The organism is Xanthobacter sp. DMC47 (genome assembly GCF_056313845.1).
On sequence record NZ_JBQUZM010000006.1, the window covers coordinates 210,158 to 232,942 of the forward strand.

Here is a 22,785-nt window from a genome sequence, read left to right on the forward strand (position 1 = left end):
GTGGCTCTTGAACCCGGCGGGCGCCGTGCGGTTCCCCATTCTCCGCTTGCCCAACCGGAAAGTGGGCCTTTCTCCGGCGCAAGTCCATTTCGCACCTGCGGGATGACCGCCGGGTGGGATGACGGACCGACCGGCACGCGGCATGATCGAGCCATGAGCAGCCCGAAAGACAGCACCGCCCTCTTCACCATCGGCTATGAGCAGTCGACGCCCTCGGCCTTCCAGGCGGCGCTGGACGAGGCGAAAGTGGGCCTTCTGGTGGATGTGCGCGCCGTCGCGGCCTCACGCCGGCCGGGCTTTTCCAAGACGGCGCTGGCGGCGGGCATCGCCGAGCACGGCGTCGCCTATGTCCACCTCAGGGCGCTGGGCACGCCCAAGGAGGGTCGGCTCGCTGCGCGCAGCGGTGACCATGACGCCCTGATGCGCATCTACGACGCCCACCTCGCCACCGATCCGGCCAAGGCCGCGCTGGAGGAACTGGCCGGGCTCGCGCAAGGACGGCGCATCTGCCTCATGTGCTTCGAACGCCATGTGGAGGGGTGCCACCGGCTGCGGCTGGCCGAGTTCCTGTGCGAGCGCCTCGATATCGGCGTCACGCACCTTCAGCCGGCACCGTTCTGAGCTGGCGCTCGCCGTTGGCAGCGGCCTCGCGCGCCTCGGCGAGAAGGCGCGGCGTATCCACGTCGAGGAAAGCGCCCTCCTCCGCCGCCACCGGTACTTCCGCCACAAGCTCGGCATTGGCGGCGAGAATGGCGCGGGCGCCTACGTCTCCCTCCAGGGCCGAGAGTTCCGCGAAGAAGCGGCGTGACCACAGCACAGGATGGCCGCGCTGCCCGCCCTCCACCGGCGCCGCAATGAGCCGGCCGGCCGCGGGCGCATGGGCATCCATCAGCCGGTCGAGCAGGCCAGGGGCGAGGAGCGGCATGTCGCCGAGCACCACCAGCGCCCCCGCCACCGTTTCCGGCACGGCGGCGATACCGGCGCGCAGCGACGAGGCCATGCCCGTCGCATGATCGGGATTGTGGACGAAGCCCACGTCGAGCCCCGCCAGCGCCGCCTCCACGCGGCCGCGCTCGTGCCCGGTGACCACGATGACCGGCCGCGCCCGTGAGGCCAGCGTCGCTTCCGCCACGCGGCGGATCACCGGCCGGCCGCCCACCTCGGCGAGCAGCTTGTTGAGTCCCTCCCCCATGCGCGAAGAGCGGCCGGCAGCGAGGATGACGGCGGCAAAGCCCTCCTCGGCCTCGTCGCTCTCGGCGCGGGGGTGGGGGCGCGCGGCGATGTCCTGCAGCAGCCCGCCGGCACCGAGCCGGGCAATATCGCGGGCGCTCACCTCCAGCCCGGCGAGGAGGCGCTGCAGGATGAAATCGAAGCCGTTTTCCTTCGGGCTGCGCGCGCACCCCGGCGCGCCCAGCACCGGCACGGTTCCGAGCCGCCCGAGCATGAGAAGGTTGCCCGGGTCCACGGGCATGCCCAGCCGCTCGACCGCGCCCCCCGCCGCCACGAGGCCAGCGGGGATGACGTCGTTGCGGTCAGCGATCGCGGAGGCGCCGAAGACGATGACCAGTTCCGCACCGGCCGCTACCGCCGCCCTGAGCGCGGCGGCAAGGGCCGCCGTGTCATGCGGCAGGGTCTGGTGCGCGATCACCTCGGCCCCGGCCGGCGCGAGGCGCGCCCGGGTGACGGCCAGCGTCTTCGCCACCACCTTGTCGGCGAGGCCCGGCAGCAAGGTGGAGAGAACCGCCACCCGCTTCAGCCGGAACGGCGCAATGGACAGGACGCCCTGCGCAGCGGACGCAGCGGCTTCAACGAGCGCACCCGGGACGGCATACGGGATGATCTTGACGGTCCCCACCATGTCGCCGGCCGCCACCGCGCTGAATTCGCGCAAGGTCGCAAGGGTGATGGCTTCGTCCACCGCGTTGAAGGCGTCGAGCGCGTCCTCCGAAATGCGCAGCACGCCGGCGACGGCGGCATAAAGATTGGCCCGCCCGGTGAAGGCTGTGTCAGGCGTCACATGGGCGCCCGCGACCGCCTCGGCGAGCCGACGGGCGGCGGCATCCTCGGCCACATCCCCCGGCTCCATGCGCGCGGCCACCACCTCGCTCAGGCCAGCCGCGGCGAGGCGGGCGATGTCGGCCTCGGTCAGGCGCGTGCCCTTCTTGATGGTCCCGCCCGGCAGCCGCACGGAATGGGCGGCGATGGCGCCTTCGGCCTCGGCGAGCGGCAGGGGGCCAAATCTCACGCCGCCGCTCCCGCCGCAGCGCTCGCGCCGATACGCAGGGCGCGGATCACCTCGGCCAGCACGGCGACCGCGATCTCCGCGGGGCTGGAAGCGCCGATGTCCATGCCGATGGGGGCGTGGATGCGCGCGATGGCCTCTTGGGACAGCCCCGCCGCCGCCAGCCGCTCCACGCGCTTGGCATGGGTGCGGCGCGAGCCGAGCGCGCCCACGTAGAAGCACTCGGCCCGGAGCGCGGCGGCGATGGCCGGCTCGTCGATCTTGGGATCGTGGGTGAGGGCCACCAGCGCCGTGAAGGGGTCGAGCCCGTAGGCCGGCAACGCCTCCTCCGGCCATTCAGCGATCACCGGTACTTCGGGGAAGCGCTCGGGGGTGGCGAAGGCGGTGCGCGGGTCGAGGATGGTCAGGTCGAAGCCGGCGAGCCGGGCCATGGGCGCCAGCGCCTGCGAGATATGAACGGCGCCGATCACCAGCATGCGCGGCGGCGGCACATCCACCGCAAGGAAGACGCGCCCCTCTCCCGCCTTGCCGCTGCGCCGCGCCGCCAGCGCCGCCGCGATCTCAGGCCCGAGCGGGTCGGTGGCCAGCGTCGCGGCGGTGGCGAGCCGCTGAGCGCCGGTCGAAAGCTCGGTCACGACGACAGCCGCACGGCGGGCCGCGCGTTCCGCATTCAGCGCGGCGAGCAGGTCGAGACGCATGGTGGTCCTCCCTCAGGGAGCATCCGGATCATCTTCCCCACTGAATATAACGCCGCGCGCCCCGCGTCACGGCGCGCTTCATTCAGTCCACCGGCTCCACATAGACGGCGATCTTGCCGCCGCAGGAGAGGCCCACCTTCCAGGCGGTCTCGTCGGCGACGCCGAACTCCAACGTGCGCGGGGTGCCGGCTGCGATCACCTCCGCCGCCTCGTTCACCACCGCCCCCTCCACGCAGCCGCCGGAGACCGAGCCGAGGAAATTGCCCTCCGCATCGATGACGAGGCGGCTGCCCACCGGGCGGGGCGCAGAGCCCCAAGTTTCCAGCACGGTGGCGATGGCCACGCCCCGGCCCTCGCGGCGCCAGCGCTCGGCGGCGGCGAGGACATCGCTGTCGGTCACGTCCATGGGCGGCTCCCGTCTCGATTTGGCATCCCGGCAGGCTTCCCATATAGCTGTCCGCCGAGCCGATGCCGAACCCTCTCACCAAACTTGTGTCCTTGGCCGCCCGCGATCAAGGGACGCTGCGCACCGCCGGTGATCTCATCGGCGCGGGCCTCGCCGCGCCCGAGCAGCGGGATGCACTGGAAGAGGTGGCTGCCCGCTATGCCGTGGCGGTGACGCCCACGCTGGCCTCCGCCATCGACCCGACGGACGCCGCCGACCCCATCGCCCGCCAGTTCGTTCCCGATGCCGCCGAGCTGGAGGTGCGCCCGCAGGAACTGGCCGACCCCATCGGCGATGACGCCCACAGCCCCGTTCCCGGCGTGGTGCATCGCTATCCCGACCGGGCATTGCTGAAGATCGTCGGCGTCTGTGCCGTCTATTGCCGCTTCTGCTTCCGCCGCGAGATGGTGGGGCCGGGCGCGGCCTCTCTCCTCTCGGACGATGCGCTGGAGCAGGCGTTCGCCTATTTCGCCGAACATCCGGAGATCTGGGAGGTCATCCTCACCGGCGGCGATCCCTTCATGCTCTCAGCCCGGCGCATGGGCGAGGTGGTGGGGCGGCTTGCCGCCATCCCCCATGTGAAGATCGTGCGCCACCACACCCGCGTGCCCGTCGCGGCGCCGGAACGGGTAACTGCCGCCTTCATCGCCGCGCTCAAGGCGCCCGGCCTCACGCCCTATGTGGCGGTGCATGTGAACCATGCGCGCGAACTCACCCCCGCCGCCCGCGCCGCGCTGGCGCGCCTCGCGGATGCCGGCATTCCGCTCCTCTCTCAGACCGTGCTGCTGCGGGGGGTGAACGACAGCGCAGAGACGCTGGCCGAGCTGTTCCGTGCCCTCGTGGAATGCCGGGTGAAGCCCTATTACCTGCACCATCCCGACCTTGCCCCCGGCACCGGCCATTTCCGCCTGCCCATCGCCGAAGGGCAGGCGATCGTGCGCGCGTTGCGCGGCCGCCTCTCCGGTATCGCGCAGCCGACCTATGTGCTCGACATCCCCGGCGGGGCCGGGAAAGTACCGCTCACGCCGGGCCATCTGGCCGCGACCGAGAGCGGCTATCAGGTGAGCGACAATTGCGGCGGCCTGCACGCCTATGCGGATGAGGGACAAGATGGCTGAGCTGCGCCGCATCACCCAGCCCGGACCTGTCGCGGCCGAGCGCATTGAGAGCGCGGTGGGCACGCTGAAGGTGCTGGACTTCACTCTCCAGCCCGGCCTCACCATCAATGCCGCCATCTGCGGCCCGCTTCTGGAAGCGGGCATGGGCGCGGCGCAGGTGGAGATTTCCGGCGGCGCATTCGGCCCGTTTACCTATGTGATGCCCGCCGCCTCGCCGGACGACACCCACGCGGCTTGGTACAGCCGCGCCTTCTCGCCCGAGGGCGTCACAAAGCTGGAGCGCGGCAACGTCACCTTCGGACGGAAGGAGGGCGCGCCCTTCATCCATTGCCACGCCTTCTGGATCGAGCCGGACGGCACCCGCCACGGCGGCCATGTGATGCCGCACGAGGCGGTCGTCACCGCGCCCATCCGCGCCCGCGCCTATGGAGCCGCCGAGGTGGAGACATCAGCCGATTACGATCCCGAGACCAACTTCCCCCTTTTTACCCCCCATGCGGTGAACGCCCCCGCCGATGGCCCACGCATCGCCTTCGCGCGGGTGCGGCCCAACACGGAGCTGTTCGGCGCGGTGGAGGACATCTGCCGCCGGCACGGCTTTGCAGGCGGGCGGCTGCGCGGCGGGGTGGGCAGCATCATCGGCGCGCGCTTCCATGATGCGCCGGAGGTGAAGGACTACGCGACGGAGGTGTTCGTGACCTCTGGCGTAGTGACGCCGGATGCGACGGGCGCGCTGGTGGCGGATATCTCCCTCTCCCTCGTCGGCCTCTCCGGCGTGCTGGCCGAAGGGCGGCTGGTGCGCGGGGAAAATCCGGTGCTCATCACCTTCGAGTTGGCGGTGGAAGAGACCGCCGGCTGAGGGGGCCGGACAAGGCCGCCACGAGGCTTTCCAGGCTTTTGAGATCGTGGACCGGGCGCATCTCGTCCACCTGCGGCAGCATGGCCGCGACGCCCTGCGCCTTCGGCTCGAACCCCTCGTAGCGCAGCAGCGGGTTGAGCCAGACGAGCCGGCGGCAGGAGCGCTTGAGGCGCGCCATCTCGCCGGGCAGCGTATCGTCCACCTCCCGCTCCAGCCCGTCCGTGAAGAGGAGGACGACCGGATTCTGCGCCGTGACCCGCCGTGACCATTCCACGTTGAAGGCGCGCAGCGAAGCCGCGATGCGCGTTCCCCCGGCCCAGTCCCGCGCCGAAGCGGAAACGGCCGCCAGCGCCGCATCCGGATCGCGCCGCGCCAGCTGCCGCGTGACATTGGTGAGCCGCGTGCCGAACAGGAAGACGGACACCTTCCGCCGCCCCCCGAGCGCGTGGAGGAAGGAGAGGATGGGTCGCGAATAGTCCGCCATGGAGCCGGAGATATCCACCAGCGCCACCACCGGCGGCGGCTTCTCCTTCTCGCCGCGCCGCTTCAGCAGCACGAGGTCGCCGCCGGTCGCCAAGGCGGCGCGCAGCGAGGCGCGCAGATCGAGCCGACGGCCCTTCGGATCAGGCATCAGGCGGCGGGTGCGAGCGCGGTCGTCCGGCATCCGCAGTTGCGCGATGCGGCGGCGCGCCTCGGCGAGTTCGGCGGCCGACATCTGCGCAAAATCCTTGGTGCGCAGCACGTCCTCGACGGAGGCGGAGAGGCGCGCCTCCACCTCCACGCGGGGCTTTTCCACCTGCCGTTCGGTGCCGACCCCGGCGAATAGGGCTTCCTCCACCCGGCGGAGCACGCTCTCGCGCTTCTGCTCGCGCTGAGGCACGGCGACCGGCGAGAGCATGGCAATGAGCCGCTCCTGATGCGCCCGGCGGCGCCAGAACAGGCGGAAGGCCTGGTCGAACACCACGCTGTCCTCATGCCGCGAGACGAAGAGGGCGTGGAGCGTCCAGTAGAAGTCCTCGCGCGCGCCGACGCCCGCCATCTCCACCGCCGCCACCGCATCGAGAATGCGCCCCGGCCCCACCTTGAGGCCGGCAGCCCGCAAGGCGCGGCCGAACCAGGCGATGTTTTCGGCGAGCCGCCCGTCTGTGGCGGCAATCGTCCCGTTCACTCCGCCGCGCGCGAGGCCTGCCGCGCCTCCTCGATGAGGCGCTCGATACGGGGGGCGTCTGTGCGGGCGATGTCGTCCTGATACTTCAGCAGCACGCCCAGCGTGTCGCCGACGAGGCCGGGATCGAGCGAGACCGCATTCAGCTCCACCAGCGCCGACGCCCAATCCAGCGTCTCGGCGACGCCGGGCACCTTGAACAGGTCTTCCTTCCGAAGCGCCTGCACGAAGGCCACCACCTCGGCCGAAAGCCGCGTCGGCGCATCCGGCAGGCGGGCGCGCAGAATCTCCATCTCGCGGGCGGCGTCGGGATAATCCACCCAGTGATAGAGGCAGCGCCGCTTGAGCGCGTCGTGGATTTCGCGCGTTCGGTTGGAGGTGAGAAGCACGATGGGCGGGGCGGCGGCCTTGATGGTGCCCAGCTCCGGGATGGTCACTTGATGGTCGGAGAGCACCTCCAGCAGGAAGGCCTCGAAGGCTTCATCCGTGCGGTCCAGCTCATCCACCAGCAGCACGGGCGGGCCTTCCGCGTGGGGCTCCAGCGCTTCCAGCAGGGGCCGGCGCAGCAGATAGCGGTCGGAGAAGATGTCGGCGGCGATGGCGCCCCTGTCGCTCTCGCCGGAGGCTTCCGCGAGGCGGATGGCGATCATCTGGGCGGCGTGGTTCCACTCGTAGACGGCGGCAGCGAGGTCCAGCCCCTCATAGCATTGCAGGCGTATCAGGCGACGCCCGAGGGCGGCGGCAAGCGTCTTCGCCACCTCGGTCTTGCCGACGCCGGCCTCGCCTTCCAGCAGCAGCGGACGGCCCATGCGCAGAGCGAGAAAGACGACGGTGGAGAGCGCCCGATCGGCCACATAGCCCTGCCCGGCCAGCAGCCGGCCGGTGTCATCGATGGAGCCGGGCAAGGCGCCCCGTGTCGCGTCTGCGGTCATGGGGCGAGTAGAGCATGGGGGATGGGATGGGCCAAGCGGATGCGTCAGGCTTGGCGCGCCCGCCACCACCCCGGAGCCGCCGTCGTGCTCCGGCTTGACCCGAGCACCCATACCGACGTTTGCACCGGCGGAAGCATGGGCCCTCCGGTCAAGCCGGAGGGCGACAGCAGGATGGTCGCAGGGGTCGGTGAAGGTTCGGCGGGCCCTAAAGCCCCTTCTTCTTCGCCAGATCCGCAAGCTTCTTCAGCACGGTGAGGGTGCCCTTCAGCCGGTGCTCGGCGTTCGGCCAGTCGCGCAGGAAGACGACCTTGAAGTCCGGCCGCACCTTGGCCTGCGAGCCCTCGTTGGCGATCAGCTTCACGAGGCCCGAGGGGTCGGAGAACTCGTTGTTGCGGAAGGTGAGCACCACGCCCTTGGGGCCGGCATCCACCTTCTCCACATTGGCCTTGCGCGCGAGCGCCTTGATCTGGGTGAGCTTGAGGAGCTGGCCCACCTCTTCCGGCGTCGGGCCGAAGCGGTCCACCAGCTCGGCGCCGAAGGCGTCGATCTCGGCATCGTCCTGAATATCGGCGAGGCGGCGGTAGAGGGCGAGGCGGACGTGCAGGTCGGCCACATAATCCTCGGGGATCAGCACCGGCATGCCGATGGTGATGTTGGGCGACCACTTGTCGTCCACATAGTCGGTGATGCCGGCCTTGATGTGGGCGATCGCCTCCTGGAGCATCTCCTGGTACAGCTCGTAGCCCACTTCCTTGATGTGGCCGGACTGTTCGTCGCCCAGGAGATTGCCGGCGCCGCGGATATCGAGGTCGTGGCTCGCCAGCTGAAAGCCGGCACCCAAAGTCTCCAGCGATTGCAGCACCTTGAGCCGGCGCTCCGCCTGCACCGTCACGGGCTTGGTCGCCGGCACGGTGAAGATGGCATAGGCGCGCGCCTTGGCCCGGCCCACGCGGCCGCGCAGCTGGTAGAGCTGCGCGAGGCCGAACATGTCGGCCCGGTGGACGATGAGCGTGTTGGCGTTGGGTACGTCGAGGCCCGATTCCACGATGGTGGTGGAGAGCAGCACGTCGTACTGCCCATCGTAGAAGGCGGTCATGATGTCTTCGAGCGCGCCGGCGGCCAACTGGCCGTGGGCCACCGCCACCTTCACCTCGGGCACCGAGGCGGCGAGAAACTCCCGCACCTCGGCGAGATCCTCGATGCGCGGCACCACATAGAAGCTCTGGCCGCCGCGATAGCGCTCGCGCAGCAGCGCCTCGCGCACCACCAGCGGGTCGAACGGCGTCACGAAGGTGCGCACCGCGAGGCGGTCCACCGGCGGGGTGGCGATGATGGAAAGTTCGCGCACGCCGGTCATGGCCAGTTGCAGCGTGCGGGGGATGGGCGTGGCGGTCAGGGTCAGCACATGCACCTCGGCGCGCAGCTGCTTCAGCCGCTCCTTGTGGGCGACGCCGAAATGCTGCTCCTCGTCCACGATGACGAGGCCGAGATCCTTGAAGGCGATGCCCTTGCCGAGCAGCGCGTGGGTGCCGACCACGATGTCCAGCGTGCCGTCGGAAATGCCCTTCTTCACCGCCGTGAGGTCCTTGCCCGTCACCATGCGGGAGGCCTGGCCCACCTGCACGGGCAGGCCCTTGAAGCGGTCGGAGAAGGTCTTGAAATGCTGGCGCGCGAGGAGCGTGGTGGGCACCACCACCGCCACCTGCTTGCCGGAGAGCGCCACCGCGAAGGCCGCGCGCAGGGCGACTTCCGTCTTGCCGAAGCCCACGTCGCCGCACACGAGGCGATCCATGGGGTGGCCGGAGGCGAGGTCGTCCAGCACCGAGTCGATGGCGGCTTCCTGGTCGTCCGTCTCCTCATAGGGGAAGCGGGCGCGGAACTCGTCGTAGAGGCCCATGGCGGGCACCAGCTTCGGCGCCTCGCCGAGCTGGCGCTGGGCGGCGATCTTGATGAGTTCGGACGCCATCTCGCGGATGCGCTTCTTCATCCGCGCCTTGCGCTGCTGCCAGGCGCCGCCGCCCAGCTTGTCGAGCTGGGCCTCCGTCTCCTCCGAGCCGTAGCGGCTCAGGAGTTCGAGATTTTCCACCGGCAGGAACAGCTTGTCGCCGCCGGCGTAATGCAGCTCCAGGCAGTCATGGGGCGCACCCATGGCCTCCACGGTCTTCAGGCCGATGAAGCGGCCGATGCCGTGGTCCACATGCACCACGAGGTCGCCGGCGGTGAGCGCGGTCAACTCGGTGAGCACGTCCTGCGGACGGCGCGCCTTGCGCTTGGGGCGCACGAGGCGGTCGCCGAGGATGTCCTGCTCGCCGATGACGGCGAAGTCCGGCGTCTCGAAGCCCGCTTCCAGCCCGAACACGGCGAGCGCCGCCTGATTCTTTGGCAAAGCGGCAAGGCTGTCGAAGCGCGAGATGGCCGCGCAGCCCTTCAGCCCGTGGTCGGCCAGCACCGTGCCGAGCCGCTCGCGCGAGCCCTCCGACCAGCCGGCGAGGATCACCTTCTTGGACTTCTGCAGGTCCCGCACATGGGCGATGGCGGCGTCGAAGACGTTGGCGTCCGGGTCCGCACGCTCGGCGGCGAAGGAGCGGCCCTGCACGCCGCCGAGGTCGATCACCCGCCCTGCCCCGCCGTCCGGCATGGCGAAAGGCGAGAGGCGGGCGAGGCGCATGCCGGCGAGGCGCTTCGACCATTCCGGGCCCTGCAGATAAAGCCGGTCCGGCGGCAGCGGATTGTAGATCGGTCCGCCGCTAAGGTCCTGCGCCTGCCGGCGGGCGTCGTAATAGTCGGCGATCTGGGCGATGCGCTCGCCGCCGGCTTCCTCGGCAAGGGGGTCGAGCAGCAGCGTTCCGCCTTCGAGATAGTCGAACAGCGTGTCCATGCGCTCATGGAACAGCGGCAGCCAGTGCTCCATGCCGGCGTGGCGGCGGCCCTCGCTTACGGCCTCATAGAGCGTGTCGCCCTTCTGGGCGGCGCCGAACTGGGCGATGTAGGCCATGCGGAAGCGGCGCATTGTGTCGGTGGTGAGCTGGAACTCGGCCATGGGGACGAGTTCGAGAGACCGCAGCTGGGACGTGGTGCGCTGGGTCTCGGGATCGAAGGCGCGGATGCTCTCCAGCGTGTCGCCGAAGAAATCGAGGCGGATGGGCGCGTCGAGGCCGGGCGGGAACAGGTCGATCAGGCCGCCGCGCACGGCATATTCTCCGGTGTCCCGCACGGTGGGAGTGCGCAGGAAGCCGTTCTGCTCGGCCCATTCGGTCACGCCATCGAGCGCGATGGCATTGCCCGGCGCCGCCACGAGCGACTGCGCCGCCACCAGCCCCTTGGCCGGCACGCGCTGCACCGTGGCGTTGACGGTGGTCAGCAGCACGCTCGCCGCTCCGCCCTTGATGCGCGCGAGCTTCGCCAGCGCCGCCATGCGCCGCGCCACGATGGCGGCATTGGGCGAGGCGCGGTCGTAGGGCAGGCAGTCCCACGAGGGGAAGGAGATCACCTCCAGCTCGGGGGCAAAGAAGGCAAGGCCCCGCTCCAGAGCCGCCATGCGCTGGCCGTCGCGGCAGACCACCGTCAGGCTCGGCCACGGCGCGTTCTTCTGCGCGGCGAGGGAGCGCGCGAGGTCCGCGACCACCATGCCCTCCATGCCGTCGGCGACGCGCGAGAGGGTCAGCGGCCGGCCTTCGGCCAGCACGTCGGCGATGGGCTGGGGACGCTTCAAGACACGAACTCCGGAAGGACGCGGGCGGGGAGATCAGCCCGGCAAGATCAGCTCGGCAGGCCGCGGCCCGAGAAATGGAAGGCGCAGATCTTGCGGAACAGCTCGGTATCGAACTCCGGCGGGATCGCTTCGGTGCCGCTGACCCAGGAGAAGACCTTCTGGTCCTCGGGCTCCAGCAGTTCCTCGAAATCGGCGAGTTCCGCGTCCGAGAGCGCGGCGATCTCGGCATCGGCGAAACCGCCGAGGATGAGGTCCATCTCGCGCATCCCGCGATGGCGCGCCCGGAACAGGATGCGGCGGCGCCGCTCGTCGAGCCCGTCGCTGGACCTGATGATGCCGGACATGAGGGACCTCCAAAGCAGGGCGACGGCCGGTCCCAGAGGCCCGTCCGCTCGGCGCATATAGGGGCTTGGCCCCCGTTTTGGCCAGTGGGGGCGGGGATGGCGGCTGGTCGCGGTTGAATCTTCTCCTGGTGAAAAAGGAGAAGCGACCGTCAAAGAGCACGGCTGGTAGGACGGGGTGCGGCCGCGCTCCCTCTCCCCTTGCGGGAGAGGGCTGGGGTGAGGGGTATGCCTCCGCAGAGCCCAGTGGCACCCGCCCCCTCACCCGTCTCGCGGCAAGCCGCGATCCACCCTCTCCCGCAAGGGGAGAGGGGAACAAAGCGGCCTCCGCCTGCCCTCAGCCAGCCGCCCGCGCAATCGCGAGGAAGTCCGCAGCCTTCAGGCTCGCCCCACCCACCAGCGCGCCATCGACGTTGGAGACGGCGAGGAGGGCGGCGGCGTTGTCCGGCTTCACCGAACCGCCGTAGAGGATGCGGATGCCGTTCGCCTCAGCGCCGAAGCGCTCGGCGAGGATGTGACGGATGGCGCCATGTACTTCCGCAACGTCGTCGGTGGTGGGAGTGCGGCCGGTGCCGATGGCCCAGATGGGCTCATAGGCGATGACGAGGTTGGCCGCCGTCGCGCCGTCCGGCACGGACTGGCGCACCTGCCGCGTCACCACCGCGGAGGCCTCGCCCGCGTCCCGCTCCACCAGCGTCTCACCCACGCAGACCACGGGCAGCAGCCCCGCGCGCCACGCCGCCTTCACCTTGGCCTTGATGATGGCATCGCCCTCCTGATGGTCGATGCGGCGCTCGGAATGGCCGAGAATCACCGCCACCGCCCCGGCGTCGCGCAGCATCTCGGCGGAGATGTCGCCGGTGTGGGCGCCGCTCTCGGCCGGATGGCAGTCCTGACCGCCGATCATCAGCTGGGTGCCCGCGACGTCGGCGGCGAACGCACCGATGAGCGTGAAGGGCGGGCAGATCATGGTTTCCGCCGAAAGGCCGGCAAGGCCCGCCGCCACGGCCCGCAACTCGGATTTGGCCGCCCGCAGGCCGTTCATCTTCCAATTGCCTGCGATCAGGGGGCGGCGTTCGGCCGTCATGGCGGTTCCTCCGGGTTTTGCAGCAGCGGCAAGGCTCACGTAGGGGCCTCACCTACCAGAGCCGCGCGCCCGCTGGAAAGGGGTGCGACCATGCGCCGTTGCGAGGCCCCCTCCCCCTCCCTATGATGCGCCGCTTCCGCGCCGGGGCCTCCGGCGCTCTTTGAACGAATGAGCGATGGTCCTTCAGACACTCCGCAAGGGCGCCTCCGGCTGGATCGCCAAGATTTTCCTCGTCGTGCTCACCCTCAGCTTCGTGGTCTGGGGCATCGCCGACGTGTTCCGCGGCATGGGCGCGTCATCTGTCGCGAGCGTCGGCGGCACCGAGATTTCGGCGCAGGTCTTCCGCCAGCAGTATCTCGACCAGCTCCAGCGGATCAGCCGGCAGGCCGGCCGCGCCATCACGCCTGAACAGGCGCACGCCTTCGGGCTGGACCGGCAGGTGCTGAACCAGATGATCGCCGACGCGACCCTGGATGCCGAGGCCGCCCGCCTCTCGCTCGCCGTGTCCGACGCGCAGATCGCCCGCGAGATCGCCGACAATCCCAATTTCCGCGCCCCCGGCGCCAAGGCGTTCGACCCCGGCTATTTCCAGCAGATCCTGCGCTCCAACGGCCTGACGGAGCAGCGCTTCGTCGCCAGCGAGAAGCAGCGTCAGGTGCGTGACCAGCTCCTGCAGGCGCTCGGCGCCGGCGTTTCGGTGCCGCAGGTGCTGCTGGAGGCGGTCAACCGCTTCGAGGGCGAGACCCGCACCGCCTCCTACATCCGCGTGACGCCCACCGCCGCCGGCACCCTGCCTGCGCCGACCGAGGACGCGCTGCGCGCCTATTTCGATGCGCACAAGCTGGCGTTCCGCGCGCCGGAGTACCGCAAGATCAGCGTGCTCGCGCTCACCCCGGCCACGCTGTCCGCCGGAATCACCGTGACCGACGCGGACGCCAAGGCCGAGTACGATCGCACCATCGCCCGCTTCGGCAAGCCGGAGACGCGCGAAGTGCAGCAGATCGTCTTCACCAACGCTGCCGATGCTGCGGCCGCGGAGGAGAAGATCAAGGCCGGCGCGACCTTCGCCGACATCGCCACGGCGCGCGGCCTGACGCCCAAGGACACCGACCTCGGCCTCGTCGCCAAGTCGGCCATCCTCGATCCCAAGATCGCCGAGGCGGCCTTCTCGCTGGCGGATGGCGCGGTGAGCGGCCCCGTGGACGGGCGCTTCGGCACGGCGCTGGTGCATGTTACCAAGATCGTGCCCGGCGCCTACCAGCCGTTCGATCTGGTGAAGCCGCAGATCGTCTCCGAGCTGCAGCTCGACAAGGCCAAGCGCATCATCCTCGACATGCACGACAAGGTGGAGGACGAGCGCGCCTCCGGAGCCACCCTCCAGGAAACCGCGCAGAAGCTGGGCCTCAAGGTCCTGAGCTTCGACGTGGACCGCTCCGGCCACGATGCAGCCGGTGCCGCCGTGGACGTGCCCGGCGGGGCCGACGTGATCACCGGCGCCTTCTCCGCCCAGCCGGGCGTCGAGACCGACACGGTGCAACTGCCCCAGGGCGGCGGCTTCGTATGGTACGAGACCGCCGCCATCACCCCCGCCCGCGACCGCACCTTCGAGGAGGCGAAGGAGGCCGTGACCGCACGCTACACCGAGGCGGAGACGGAGAAGGCGGTGGAAGCCAAGGCCAAGGAACTGCTGGACCGGGCCAAGGCCGGCACGCCCCTCGCCCAGGTCTCGGCCGAGGCCGACATCCCGCTCCAGATCGCCGAGGGCCTGCATCGCGGCCGCGCCGAAGGCCCGTTCAGCGCCGAAAGCGTCACCTCCGTGTTCGACGTGAAGGACGGCGGCTTCGGCATCGCGCTGGCCACGCCCGAGCCGGACCGCATCGTGTTCCAGGTGACCAAGGTCGAGGTACCCCAGCAGATGCCGGACACCAGCCGCGTCAGCCAGGAGCTGTCGCGCCAGCTGGAGAACGACGTGCTGGTGCAATACCTCGCGGCCATCCAGAAGGAGCTGGGCGTGAAGATCAACGAGCGCCTGTTCGCCCAGGCGGTCGGCACCAACCCGGCGAACTGAAGGCCGGCGCCCGTGAACGCTCCCACCGACTTCGACCTCTTCGCCTCGCGCTACCTGCGGGGCGAGGCGCAGGTGGTTTCCACCACCCTCGTCGCCGATCTGGAAACGCCGGTTTCGGCCTTCCTCAAGCTCGCCGGCGACCAGCCCAACTCGTTCCTGCTCGAATCCGTCGAGGGCGGGCAGGCGCGCGGGCGTTATTCCATGATCGGGATGAAGCCCGATCTCATCTTCCGCGCGTCCGGTGATCTCGCCGAGATCAACCGCATGCCGGACCGCGACAAGGGCGCCTTCGTGCCCTGCGCCGAGCCGCCGCTGACCGCGCTGCGGGCTCTGCTAGCCGAATCTGCCATCGAGCTGCCGGAGGGCGCCCCGCCCATGGCGGCCGGCGTATTCGGCTATCTCGGCTATGATATGGTGCGGCAGATGGAGAAGCTCGGCCCGGCCAAGCCCGATCCCATCGGCGTACCCGAGGCGCTGCTCATCCGCCCCACCGTGATGGTGGTGTTCGACGCGGTGAAGGACGAGCTGACCGCCGTCACCCCTGTCCGCGCGAAGGAGGGCGTCTCGCCCCGCGCCGCGTGGGAGGCTGCGATCACCCGGCTCGACCAGGTGGTGGCGGACCTCGACCGTGCCATCGCCCACCCCGCGCCCGAGCCGTTCCACGGTGAGGTCTCGCAGGTCTCCAACACCGGCGCCGATGAGTTCTGCGCCATGGTGGACAAGGCGAAGGACTATATCCGCGCCGGCGACATCTTCCAGGTGGTGCTCTCCCAGCGCTTCGAGAGCCCGTTCACTTTGCCGCCCTTCGCCCTCTACCGGGCGCTGCGGCGGGTGAATCCGGCACCGTTCCTCGTCTATCTCAACTTCGACGGCTTCTCGGTGGTGTGCTCCTCGCCGGAGATCCTCGTGCGGGTGCGCGACGGCAAGGTCACGATCCGTCCCATCGCCGGCACCCGCAAGCGCGGCGCCACCCACGCGGAGGACGAGGCGCTGGCGGCCGAGCTGCTCGCCGATCCCAAGGAGCGGGCCGAGCATTTGATGCTGCTCGATCTCGGCCGCAATGATGCCGGCCGGGTCTCGCGCGTCGGCACGGTGAAGGTGACGGACAGCTTCTTCATCGAGCGCTACAGCCAGGTCATGCACATCGTCTCCAACGTGGAAGGCGCCATCGACACGCGCTTCGACGCGGTGGACGCGCTGGCGGCAGGCTTTCCGGCCGGTACGGTCTCCGGCGCGCCCAAGGTGCGGGCCATGGAGATCATTGACGAGCTGGAGAAGGACAAGCGCGGCATCTATGCCGGCGCCATCGGCTATTTCGGCGCCAATGGCGAGATGGACACCTGCATCGTGCTGCGCACGGCGGTGGTGAAGGACGGGCGCATGTTCGTCCAGGCCGGCGCCGGCATCGTCTACGACTCGGTGCCCGAGAGCGAGCACCAGGAGTGCGTGAACAAGGCCAAGGCCCTGTTCCGCGCCGGCGAGGAAGCCGTCCGCTTCGCCGCCCGCGCCGGGAAGGGGCAGTGAGGGGATGAGGGACGCCGTACGCCAGGGCGCCCTGATCATGCTCGGATTCGGCTTCTTCCTATCCCTCGCTCTCGCCGTCCACGTCACCAGCTATTCCCATTCCTCGCCGCAGCGGGCGATGGGAATTGCGGCCATCACCGGGTCCATCACGCTGGTGATGGGCCTTTTCTGGCGCTGGGTCGTGGTGATCCGAGGGCGTTTTCACCTCGTGGCGGGGGCATTGGCTGTGATGCTGGCGGTGCCGCTCGGCTTGTTCTTGGCCTTCCTCGTTCAAGTCGTCGGGGCGGCGCTGGCGGAGCCGGACCAGCTATCGAGCCTGATCTATAGCGTACCGCTCTCCGCTCTTTTTGCGTTTGGCGCCTTTCTGAACTTTCCGCGCGGCGTTGGTGCGGCACTCCTCACTGCTGCGGTGGTGGCCTACCTCGTGGGGCGATGGTGCCGTTCGCGATCTCTTGCGCCGGACGGCGTTGCTTGACCCCACGGTGTCCGCGGGTCTTTAACCTGAGGCAATTCCCGCAGCATGCGACATGGGATGAGGACTGAGATGACACGTCGCGAGCGATGGTGAAGCGGGAGCAGCCCTGACTCCCTCTCCCCTTGCGGGAGAGGGCCGGGGTGAGGGGTTCGCGCCGCTTGCACAGGGGCCGGGATGGCGCAGCCGCCCCCTCACCCCCAACCCCTCTCCCGCAAGGGGAGAGGGAGCTACGCGAGCTCCCTGCCCACCACCATTGACCGCCCGTCATTCCTCGCCTTAACACCCGCCATTCCCGCTGAAGCGGCGCGGGGCCGGAGTTCCAGATGTCCGCCACGAAGTCTCCGAAGGTCACGCTGATCGATAATTACGACAGCTTCACCTACAACCTCGTCCATTACCTCGGCGAGCTTGGCGCCACCGTTACCGTCCACCGCAACGACACGGTGAGCGTGGAGGACGTGCTCGCCGAGAAGCCGGATGCCATCGTGCTGTCTCCCGGCCCCTGCACGCCCAACGAGGCCGGCATCTGCCTCGATCTCATCGCCAAGGCGGGGGACAAGGTGCCGATCTTCGGCGTCTGCCTCGGTCACCAGTCCATCGGGCAGGTGTTCGGCGGCGACGTGGTGCGCGCGCCCTCCCCCATGCACGGCAAGATGAGCGAGATCCTGCATGAGGGCAAAAGCGTCTTCCGTGGGCTGAACCATTCCTTCCAGGCGACGCGCTACCACTCGCTGATCGTCGAGCGGGACACCCTGCCGGACGACCTGGAAGTGACCGCCCACACCGAAGACGGCCTCATCATGGGCCTTGCCCACAAGAGCCTGCCCATCCACGGCGTGCAGTTCCACCCCGAGAGCATCGCCTCGGAGAACGGGCACGCGCTGATCCGCAATTTCCTCGAGATCGCCGCCGCCTTCAACGCGCAGAAGGCCAAGGGCTGAGACGGGGGACGAGGACACACCATGGACCAGTTCAAACCCCTGCTCGGCAAGGTGGCCACGGGCGCGAGCCTCAGCCGCGACGAGGCCGCCTTCGTGTTCGACCGCATGATGTCCGGCGAGGCGACCCCCTCCCAGATGGGCGCGTTGCTCATGGGCCTGCGCGTGCGCGGCGAGACGGTGGAGGAGATCGCGGGCGCGGTCTCCGTCATGCGTGCCAAGATGCTCACCGTGGAGGCCCCCGACGAAGCGGTGGACGTGGTGGGCACCGGGGGCGACGCCTCCGGCTCCTACAACATCTCCACTTGCGCCAGCTTCATCGTGGCCGGCGCCGGGGTGCCGGTGGCGAAACACGGCAACAGGGCGCTCTCCTCAAAGTCCGGCGCGGCGGATGTGCTCTCCGCGTTGGGCGTGCGGCTGGATCTTGATCCGGCCGGCATCGCCCGCTGCATCGGCGAGGCCGGCATCGGATTCATGTTCGCCCCCTCCCACCATCCGGCCATGAAGCATGTGGGCCCGACACGGGTGGAGATGGGCACGCGCACCATTTTCAATCTACTCGGTCCGCTCTCCAATCCGGCCGGCGTGAAGCGGCAGATGGTGGGCGTGTTCGCGAAATCCTGGATCGTGCCCCTGGCCGAGGTGCTGAAGGCGCTGGGCTCGGAGAAGGCGTTTGTGGTCCACGGATCGGACGGGCTGGACGAGATCACCATCTCCGGCGGCACGGACATTGCCGTGCTGGAGGACGGCCGCATCCACACCTTCACCCTCAACCCGGAGGATGTGGGCCTCGCCCGCGCGCCCGCCGAGGCGCTGAAGGGCGGGGATGCCGCACATAATGCCGAAGCCCTGCGGGCCGTGCTGGACGGCGCCCCCGGCGCCTATCGCGACGTGGCGGTGCTGAACGCCGCCGCCGCCCTGGTGGTGGCCGGCCGCGCCAAGGACCTCACCGAAGGCGTCGCCATGGCGCAGACCAGCCTCGACACCGGCTCGGCCCGCGCGCGGCTGGAACGCCTCGTCACCCTCTCCGCCTCTCTCGCCCCGGAGGCCGCGCAATGAGCGACATCCTCACCAAGATCGAGGCCTACAAGCGCGAGGAAATCGCCGCCGCCAAGAAGGCCCGCCCGCTGGCCGAGATCGAGGCCGCCGCCCGCTGCGCGCCGCGCGTGCGCCCCTTCGCCGGGGCCATCGAGCAGAGCCTGTCCGAAGGCCGCACCGCGCTGATCGCCGAGATCAAGAAGGCCAGCCCCTCCAAGGGCCTGATCCGCGCGGACTTCGATCCGCCTTCGCTCGCCCGCGCCTACCAGCGCGGCGGCGCCACCTGCCTCTCGGTGCTCACGGACACGCCCTCCTTCCAGGGCGCGCCGGACTATCTGAAGGCCGCCCGCACGGCGGTGAGCCTGCCGGTGCTCCGCAAGGATTTCATGTACGACACCTATCAGGTGGCGGAGGCCCGCGCCTGGGGGGCGGACTGCATCCTCATCATCATGGCCGGTGTGGACGACGCCCTCGCCCGCGACCTCGCCGACGCGGCGGCCGCTTATGGCATGGACGCCATCGTCGAGGTGCATGACGGTGCCGAGCTCGACCGCGCGCTGGCGCTGCCCTGCCGGCTCGTCGGCATCAACAACCGCAATTTGCGCACCTTCGAGACCACGCTGGAAACCTCCGAACGCCTCGCGCCCCGCGTGCCGAAGGACCGCATCGTCATCGGCGAGAGCGGCATCTTCACGCCGGCCGACGTGGCCCGGCTGGCGCAGGTGGGCATCGGCACCATTCTGGTGGGCGAGAGCCTGATGCGGCAGGAGGATGTCGCATCCGCGACGTGCCAGCTCCTCGCCAGCTAGGCTTGCCGTATACGTGAAGTTACGCCTTAATACGTGAGGTGGCCCGACAAGAGGCCGCATGCACCGGCCCCTGCGCGGGCTGGTGCCTCACGGGAGGAAAAGCTTCATGAGGACGTTTCTTTGCGTGGCGCTTGCCGCCGCCAGCCTTATCGCCACGCCTGTTTTCGCCGCGGACCCGACCGGCCTGTGGCAGACCCCCACCCGCAGCGGGCAGGTGGAAATCTCCAAGTGCGGCGCCAGCCTCTGCGGCCGCCTCGTCTCCTCCGAGGGGCTGAAGGCCGATCCGGCGCTGAAAGACGTGAACAATTCCAACGCGTCCCTGCGCAGCCGCGCGCTGAAGGGCCTCACCATCCTCACCGGCTTCTCCGGCGGCCCGCAGGAATGGACCGGCGGCAGCATCTACAATGCCGAGGACGGCAAGACCTATTCAGGCACCATCACCATGGATGGCGACAGCACCCTGAAGCTGCGCGGCTGCGTGGTGGTGCCGCTCTGCAAGACGCAGGTCTGGACCCGCCTGCGCTGATCCAACCAACGCCGGCAACACAGCCTTTCCGCCGCCCTGTTCCTGCGGCGGTGGACAGGCGCCGCCGCGGACGCCATCTTCCCCGACCTCAGATCGATTCCGGGGAAGACCGCGACTTCCATGGCCAGCCTGACCCATCTCGACGAACAGGGCGCCGCCCGCATGGTGGACGTGTCGGACAAGGACGCGACCACCCGCGAGGCGCTGGCCGAGGGCCGCGTGGCGATGGCGCGCGAGACGCTGGATCTCATCCTCTCCGGCAACGCCAAGAAGGGCGACGTGTTGGGCGTGGCGCGCATCGCCGGCATCATGGCCGCCAAGCGCACCCATGAGCTGATCCCCCTCTGCCATCCCCTGATGCTGACCAAGGTGGAGGTGGAGGTGGTCCCCGATCCCGCCCTGCCCGGCCTTCGCGTCACCGCCCGCGCCAAGGTGACGGGCCAGACCGGCGTGGAGATGGAGGCGCTCACCGCCGTCTCGGTGGCCTGCCTCACCATCTACGACATGGCCAAGGCCGCCGACCGTGGCATGCGAATTGAAGGCATTCGCCTGCTGGAGAAATCCGGCGGCCGCAGCGGCCATTTCCGCGCCGAGACCGGGGCGGCCTGAGCCGGCCCGCCACCATGACCCGACAGCACGTGCAGAGTGAGGGAGCCGCGCCATGGCGCTCATGACCGTCGAGGAGGCCACCGCGCTCATTACTGAGGGCGTCGTCGCGCTCGGCGTCGAGGATGTGCCGGTGCAGGCGGCGGCCGGGCGGGTGCTGGCGCGCGACCTCGCAGCACGCCGCACCCAGCCCCCCGCCGACATGTCGGCCATGGACGGCTACGCCGTGCGCGGCGCCGACATCGCCGAGACGCCGGCGCACCTTGCAGTCATCGGCGAATCCGCCGCTGGCCGGCCCTTTGCCGGGACGATGGGCGCCGGACAGGCCGTGCGCATCTTCACCGGGGCCGTCGTGCCGGAGGGCGCCGACACGGTGGTGATCCAGGAAAACGTCACCCGCGACGGCGACACCATCACCACCACCGCCCCGACTGCCGCGCTCCGCAACGTGCGCAAGCGCGGCTGCGATTTTTCTGAAAGCGCACCCGGCCTGTTCGCCGGCCGGCGCCTGACCGGCCGCGACATCATGCTCGCCGCCGCCATGGACCATGCGACAGTGCCGGTCGCGCGCCGCCCGCGCGTCGCCTTGCTGCAGACCGGCGACGAACTGGTGCTGCCCGGCCAGGGCACCGGCAACGGCAGCGAGATCGTCGTCTCCAACGCCTTCGGCCTCGCCGAACTCGCCCGCCGCGCCGGGGCCGATGTGACCGACCTCGGCCTCATCAAGGACGACCTTGCGGCCATCCGCGCCGTGGTGGCGCGCGCGCTCTCCGGCGAATTCGATCTCGTGGTCTCCTCGGGTGGCGCCTCCGTGGGCGATCATGACCTGATGGCCCCGGCGCTGAAGGCCGAGGGGGTGGACCTCTCGGTGCATAAGATCGCGCTGCGCCCCGGAAAACCGCTGATGTTCGGCCATCGCGGCGCCGTGCGGGTGCTGGGGCTGCCGGGTAACCCGGTGTCCTCCCACGTCTGCGGGATGGTCTACCTCGTCCCCCTCATCCGCGCTCTGCAGGGTGATTCCCGCCCCGGCCCCGAGACCGTGCCGGCGCGCCTCGCGGCCGACCTGCCGCCCAACGATGTGCGGCGGGATTTCATGCGCGCCACCCTCGACCGGCGCGCGGATGGCTCGATCCACGCCATTCCCTGCGCCTCGCAGGACAGCGCCATGCTGAGCATTCTCTCCGCCGCCGACTGCCTTCTGGTGCGCCCGCCCTTCGCGCCTGCGGGGCGCGTCGGCGACCCCTGCGAGATTATTCCCTTCGACGATTGAGCGTTAACGGGGCCTTCACCACTTGCGGAACACAAAAGGAACAGATAAAGACTGTTCATGATTTGTTTCGCGGCGCACCGGGCTGGATGCGCCTTGAATCGGGACCGGCCGAGAGCGCCGCTTCCGGGCGGTGCCTGCAAGGAACGGGGCCAGGGAATGCTCACTCGGAAGCAATACGACCTTCTGCGCTTCATCCATGAGCGGCTCAAGGAAACCGGGGTCCCCCCCTCCTTCGACGAGATGAAGGAAGCGCTGGACCTGCGCTCCAAGTCTGGCATCCATCGCCTCATCACCGCCCTTGAAGAGCGCGGCTTCATCCGCCGCCTGCCCAACCGCGCCCGTGCGCTGGAAGTGGTGCGCCTGCCCGACAGCGTGGCGCCGGGCCTTGCCTCCGCCCGGTCCGCAGGGCGCGGCTTTTCCCCGTCGGTCATCGAGGGCAGCCTCGGCAAGGTCCGTCCGGTGCCGGAGGACGACGAGGCGGGCCAGGTGGTCTCGGTGCCGGTCATGGGCCGCATCGCCGCCGGCACGCCCATCTCCGCCATTCAGAGCCGCAGCCACACACTGAACATCCCGCCCGAGATGCTGGGATCCGGTGAGCACTTCGCCCTTGAGGTCCGGGGTGACAGCATGATCGAGGCCGGCATCCTCGACGGCGACACGGTGCTCATCCGCAAGTGCGACAGCGCCGATACCGGCGACATCATCGTCGCGCTGGTGGATGACGAGGAAGCCACCCTCAAGCGCCTGCGCAAGAAGGGCGCCTCCATCGCACTGGAGGCTGCCAATCCGGCCTACGAGACCCGCATCTTCGGGCCCGACCGCGTGCGCATCCAGGGCCGGCTCATCGGCCTGATGCGCCGCTACTGATCCTTATTTCTCCTGCGGGAGATCCGGAACGGGGTGAGGGGCGCGGCGGTCCACGCTCAACGGGC

Annotated in this window: 21 protein-coding genes; 13 read left to right on the forward strand and 8 right to left on the reverse strand. The window is 69.7% G+C overall.

What is annotated here, in order from left to right; all coding sequences use genetic code 11:
- The first annotated feature begins 153 nt into the window (after window positions 1–153).
- On the forward strand, window positions 154–621 hold the full coding sequence (locus ACT54R_RS23175; protein ID WP_168457908.1) for a DUF488 domain-containing protein: 468 nt from the start codon (window positions 154–156) through the stop codon (window positions 619–621).
- On the opposite strand, the gene ACT54R_RS23180 is transcribed toward ACT54R_RS23175, so the two are convergent.
- The 3 genes from ACT54R_RS23180 to ACT54R_RS23190 form a co-directional block, all read right to left on the reverse strand.
- Complete coding sequence (locus tag ACT54R_RS23180; RefSeq protein WP_476330695.1) at window positions 593–2,245, reverse strand: NTP transferase domain-containing protein; 1,653 nt, start codon at window positions 2,243–2,245, stop codon at window positions 593–595. The two genes, ACT54R_RS23175 and ACT54R_RS23180, sit on opposite strands and share 29 nt — an antisense overlap.
- Window positions 2,242–2,940 carry an XdhC family protein gene (locus tag ACT54R_RS23185; protein WP_476330698.1) on the reverse strand — a complete coding sequence of 233 codons (699 nt, stop codon included), beginning with the start codon at window positions 2,938–2,940 and terminating at the stop codon, window positions 2,242–2,244. The genes ACT54R_RS23180 and ACT54R_RS23185 overlap by 4 nt, the downstream gene beginning before the upstream one ends.
- 82 nt (window positions 2,941–3,022) lie before the next feature.
- Window positions 3,023–3,346, reverse strand: a complete 324-nt coding sequence (locus tag ACT54R_RS23190; RefSeq protein WP_476330701.1) for an XdhC family protein — start codon at window positions 3,344–3,346, stop codon at window positions 3,023–3,025.
- 62 nt (window positions 3,347–3,408) lie between these two features.
- On the opposite strand from ACT54R_RS23190, the gene ACT54R_RS23195 reads away from it, so the two are divergent.
- Together ACT54R_RS23195 and ACT54R_RS23200 are read left to right on the forward strand one after the other, a co-directional pair.
- On the forward strand, window positions 3,409–4,503 hold the full coding sequence (locus ACT54R_RS23195) for a lysine-2,3-aminomutase-like protein (RefSeq protein WP_476330704.1): 1,095 nt from the start codon (window positions 3,409–3,411) through the stop codon (window positions 4,501–4,503).
- Window positions 4,496–5,362 carry a PPC domain-containing DNA-binding protein gene (locus ACT54R_RS23200; protein ID WP_476330707.1) on the forward strand — a complete coding sequence of 289 codons (867 nt, stop codon included), beginning with the start codon at window positions 4,496–4,498 and terminating at the stop codon, window positions 5,360–5,362. Before ACT54R_RS23195 ends, ACT54R_RS23200 begins: the two co-directional genes overlap by 8 nt.
- On the opposite strand, the gene ACT54R_RS23205 is transcribed toward ACT54R_RS23200, so the two are convergent.
- The 5 genes from ACT54R_RS23205 to tpiA all read right to left on the reverse strand — a co-directional run bounded on the left by ACT54R_RS23205 (window position 5,325) and on the right by tpiA (window position 12,599).
- A complete protein-coding gene (locus ACT54R_RS23205) occupies window positions 5,325–6,530 on the reverse strand; it encodes a vWA domain-containing protein (protein WP_476330710.1) in 1,206 nt (401 codons plus the stop codon). The two genes, ACT54R_RS23200 and ACT54R_RS23205, sit on opposite strands and share 38 nt — an antisense overlap.
- Complete coding sequence (locus tag ACT54R_RS23210) at window positions 6,527–7,459, reverse strand: AAA family ATPase (protein WP_476330712.1); 933 nt, start codon at window positions 7,457–7,459, stop codon at window positions 6,527–6,529. The genes ACT54R_RS23205 and ACT54R_RS23210 overlap by 4 nt, the downstream gene beginning before the upstream one ends.
- 205 nt (window positions 7,460–7,664) lie before the next feature.
- Complete coding sequence (gene mfd / locus ACT54R_RS23215; RefSeq protein ID WP_476330715.1) at window positions 7,665–11,171, reverse strand: transcription-repair coupling factor; 3,507 nt, start codon at window positions 11,169–11,171, stop codon at window positions 7,665–7,667.
- A 47-nt stretch (window positions 11,172–11,218) separates the two neighbouring features.
- Complete coding sequence (locus ACT54R_RS23220; protein ID WP_168457917.1) at window positions 11,219–11,515, reverse strand: succinate dehydrogenase assembly factor 2; 297 nt, start codon at window positions 11,513–11,515, stop codon at window positions 11,219–11,221.
- Window positions 11,516–11,849: 334 nt separating this feature from the next.
- Window positions 11,850–12,599: a triose-phosphate isomerase gene (tpiA, locus tag ACT54R_RS23225; protein ID WP_476330718.1), complete on the reverse strand. Its 750-nt coding sequence runs from the start codon at window positions 12,597–12,599 to the stop codon at window positions 11,850–11,852.
- A gap of 175 nt (window positions 12,600–12,774) precedes the next feature.
- On the opposite strand from tpiA, the gene ACT54R_RS23230 reads away from it, so the two are divergent.
- The 10 genes from ACT54R_RS23230 to lexA all read left to right on the forward strand — a co-directional run bounded on the left by ACT54R_RS23230 (window position 12,775) and on the right by lexA (window position 22,720).
- The gene (locus tag ACT54R_RS23230) at window positions 12,775–14,667 is read left to right on the forward strand and encodes a peptidylprolyl isomerase (protein WP_476330720.1); all 1,893 of its coding nucleotides are present in this window, start codon (window positions 12,775–12,777) and stop codon (window positions 14,665–14,667) included.
- 12 nt (window positions 14,668–14,679) lie between these two features.
- Complete coding sequence (gene trpE, locus ACT54R_RS23235; protein ID WP_476330722.1) at window positions 14,680–16,191, forward strand: anthranilate synthase component I; 1,512 nt, start codon at window positions 14,680–14,682, stop codon at window positions 16,189–16,191.
- Between the two features lie 4 nt (window positions 16,192–16,195).
- Complete coding sequence (locus ACT54R_RS23240; protein ID WP_476330725.1) at window positions 16,196–16,666, forward strand: hypothetical protein; 471 nt, start codon at window positions 16,196–16,198, stop codon at window positions 16,664–16,666.
- Between the two features lie 323 nt (window positions 16,667–16,989).
- Window positions 16,990–17,607 carry an anthranilate synthase component II gene (locus tag ACT54R_RS23245; RefSeq protein ID WP_476330728.1) on the forward strand — a complete coding sequence of 206 codons (618 nt, stop codon included), beginning with the start codon at window positions 16,990–16,992 and terminating at the stop codon, window positions 17,605–17,607.
- Window positions 17,608–17,628: 21 nt separating this feature from the next.
- A complete protein-coding gene (trpD, locus tag ACT54R_RS23250) occupies window positions 17,629–18,663 on the forward strand; it encodes an anthranilate phosphoribosyltransferase (RefSeq protein WP_476330730.1) in 1,035 nt (344 codons plus the stop codon).
- Complete coding sequence (gene trpC / locus ACT54R_RS23255; protein ID WP_476330733.1) at window positions 18,660–19,451, forward strand: indole-3-glycerol phosphate synthase TrpC; 792 nt, start codon at window positions 18,660–18,662, stop codon at window positions 19,449–19,451. Before trpD ends, trpC begins: the two co-directional genes overlap by 4 nt.
- 106 nt (window positions 19,452–19,557) lie before the next feature.
- Window positions 19,558–19,977, forward strand: a complete 420-nt coding sequence (locus ACT54R_RS23260; RefSeq protein ID WP_476330736.1) for a DUF2147 domain-containing protein — start codon at window positions 19,558–19,560, stop codon at window positions 19,975–19,977.
- Window positions 19,978–20,097: 120 nt separating this feature from the next.
- Window positions 20,098–20,586 (forward strand): cyclic pyranopterin monophosphate synthase MoaC, encoded by a 489-nt coding sequence (gene moaC, locus ACT54R_RS23265; RefSeq protein WP_476330739.1) that lies wholly within the window; start codon window positions 20,098–20,100, stop codon window positions 20,584–20,586.
- A gap of 52 nt (window positions 20,587–20,638) precedes the next feature.
- The gene (locus tag ACT54R_RS23270) at window positions 20,639–21,853 is read left to right on the forward strand and encodes a molybdopterin molybdotransferase MoeA (protein WP_476330741.1); all 1,215 of its coding nucleotides are present in this window, start codon (window positions 20,639–20,641) and stop codon (window positions 21,851–21,853) included.
- Between the two features lie 156 nt (window positions 21,854–22,009).
- Window positions 22,010–22,720 carry a transcriptional repressor LexA gene (gene lexA, locus ACT54R_RS23275; protein WP_168457927.1) on the forward strand — a complete coding sequence of 237 codons (711 nt, stop codon included), beginning with the start codon at window positions 22,010–22,012 and terminating at the stop codon, window positions 22,718–22,720.
- Window positions 22,721–22,785: the final 65 nt, after the last annotated feature.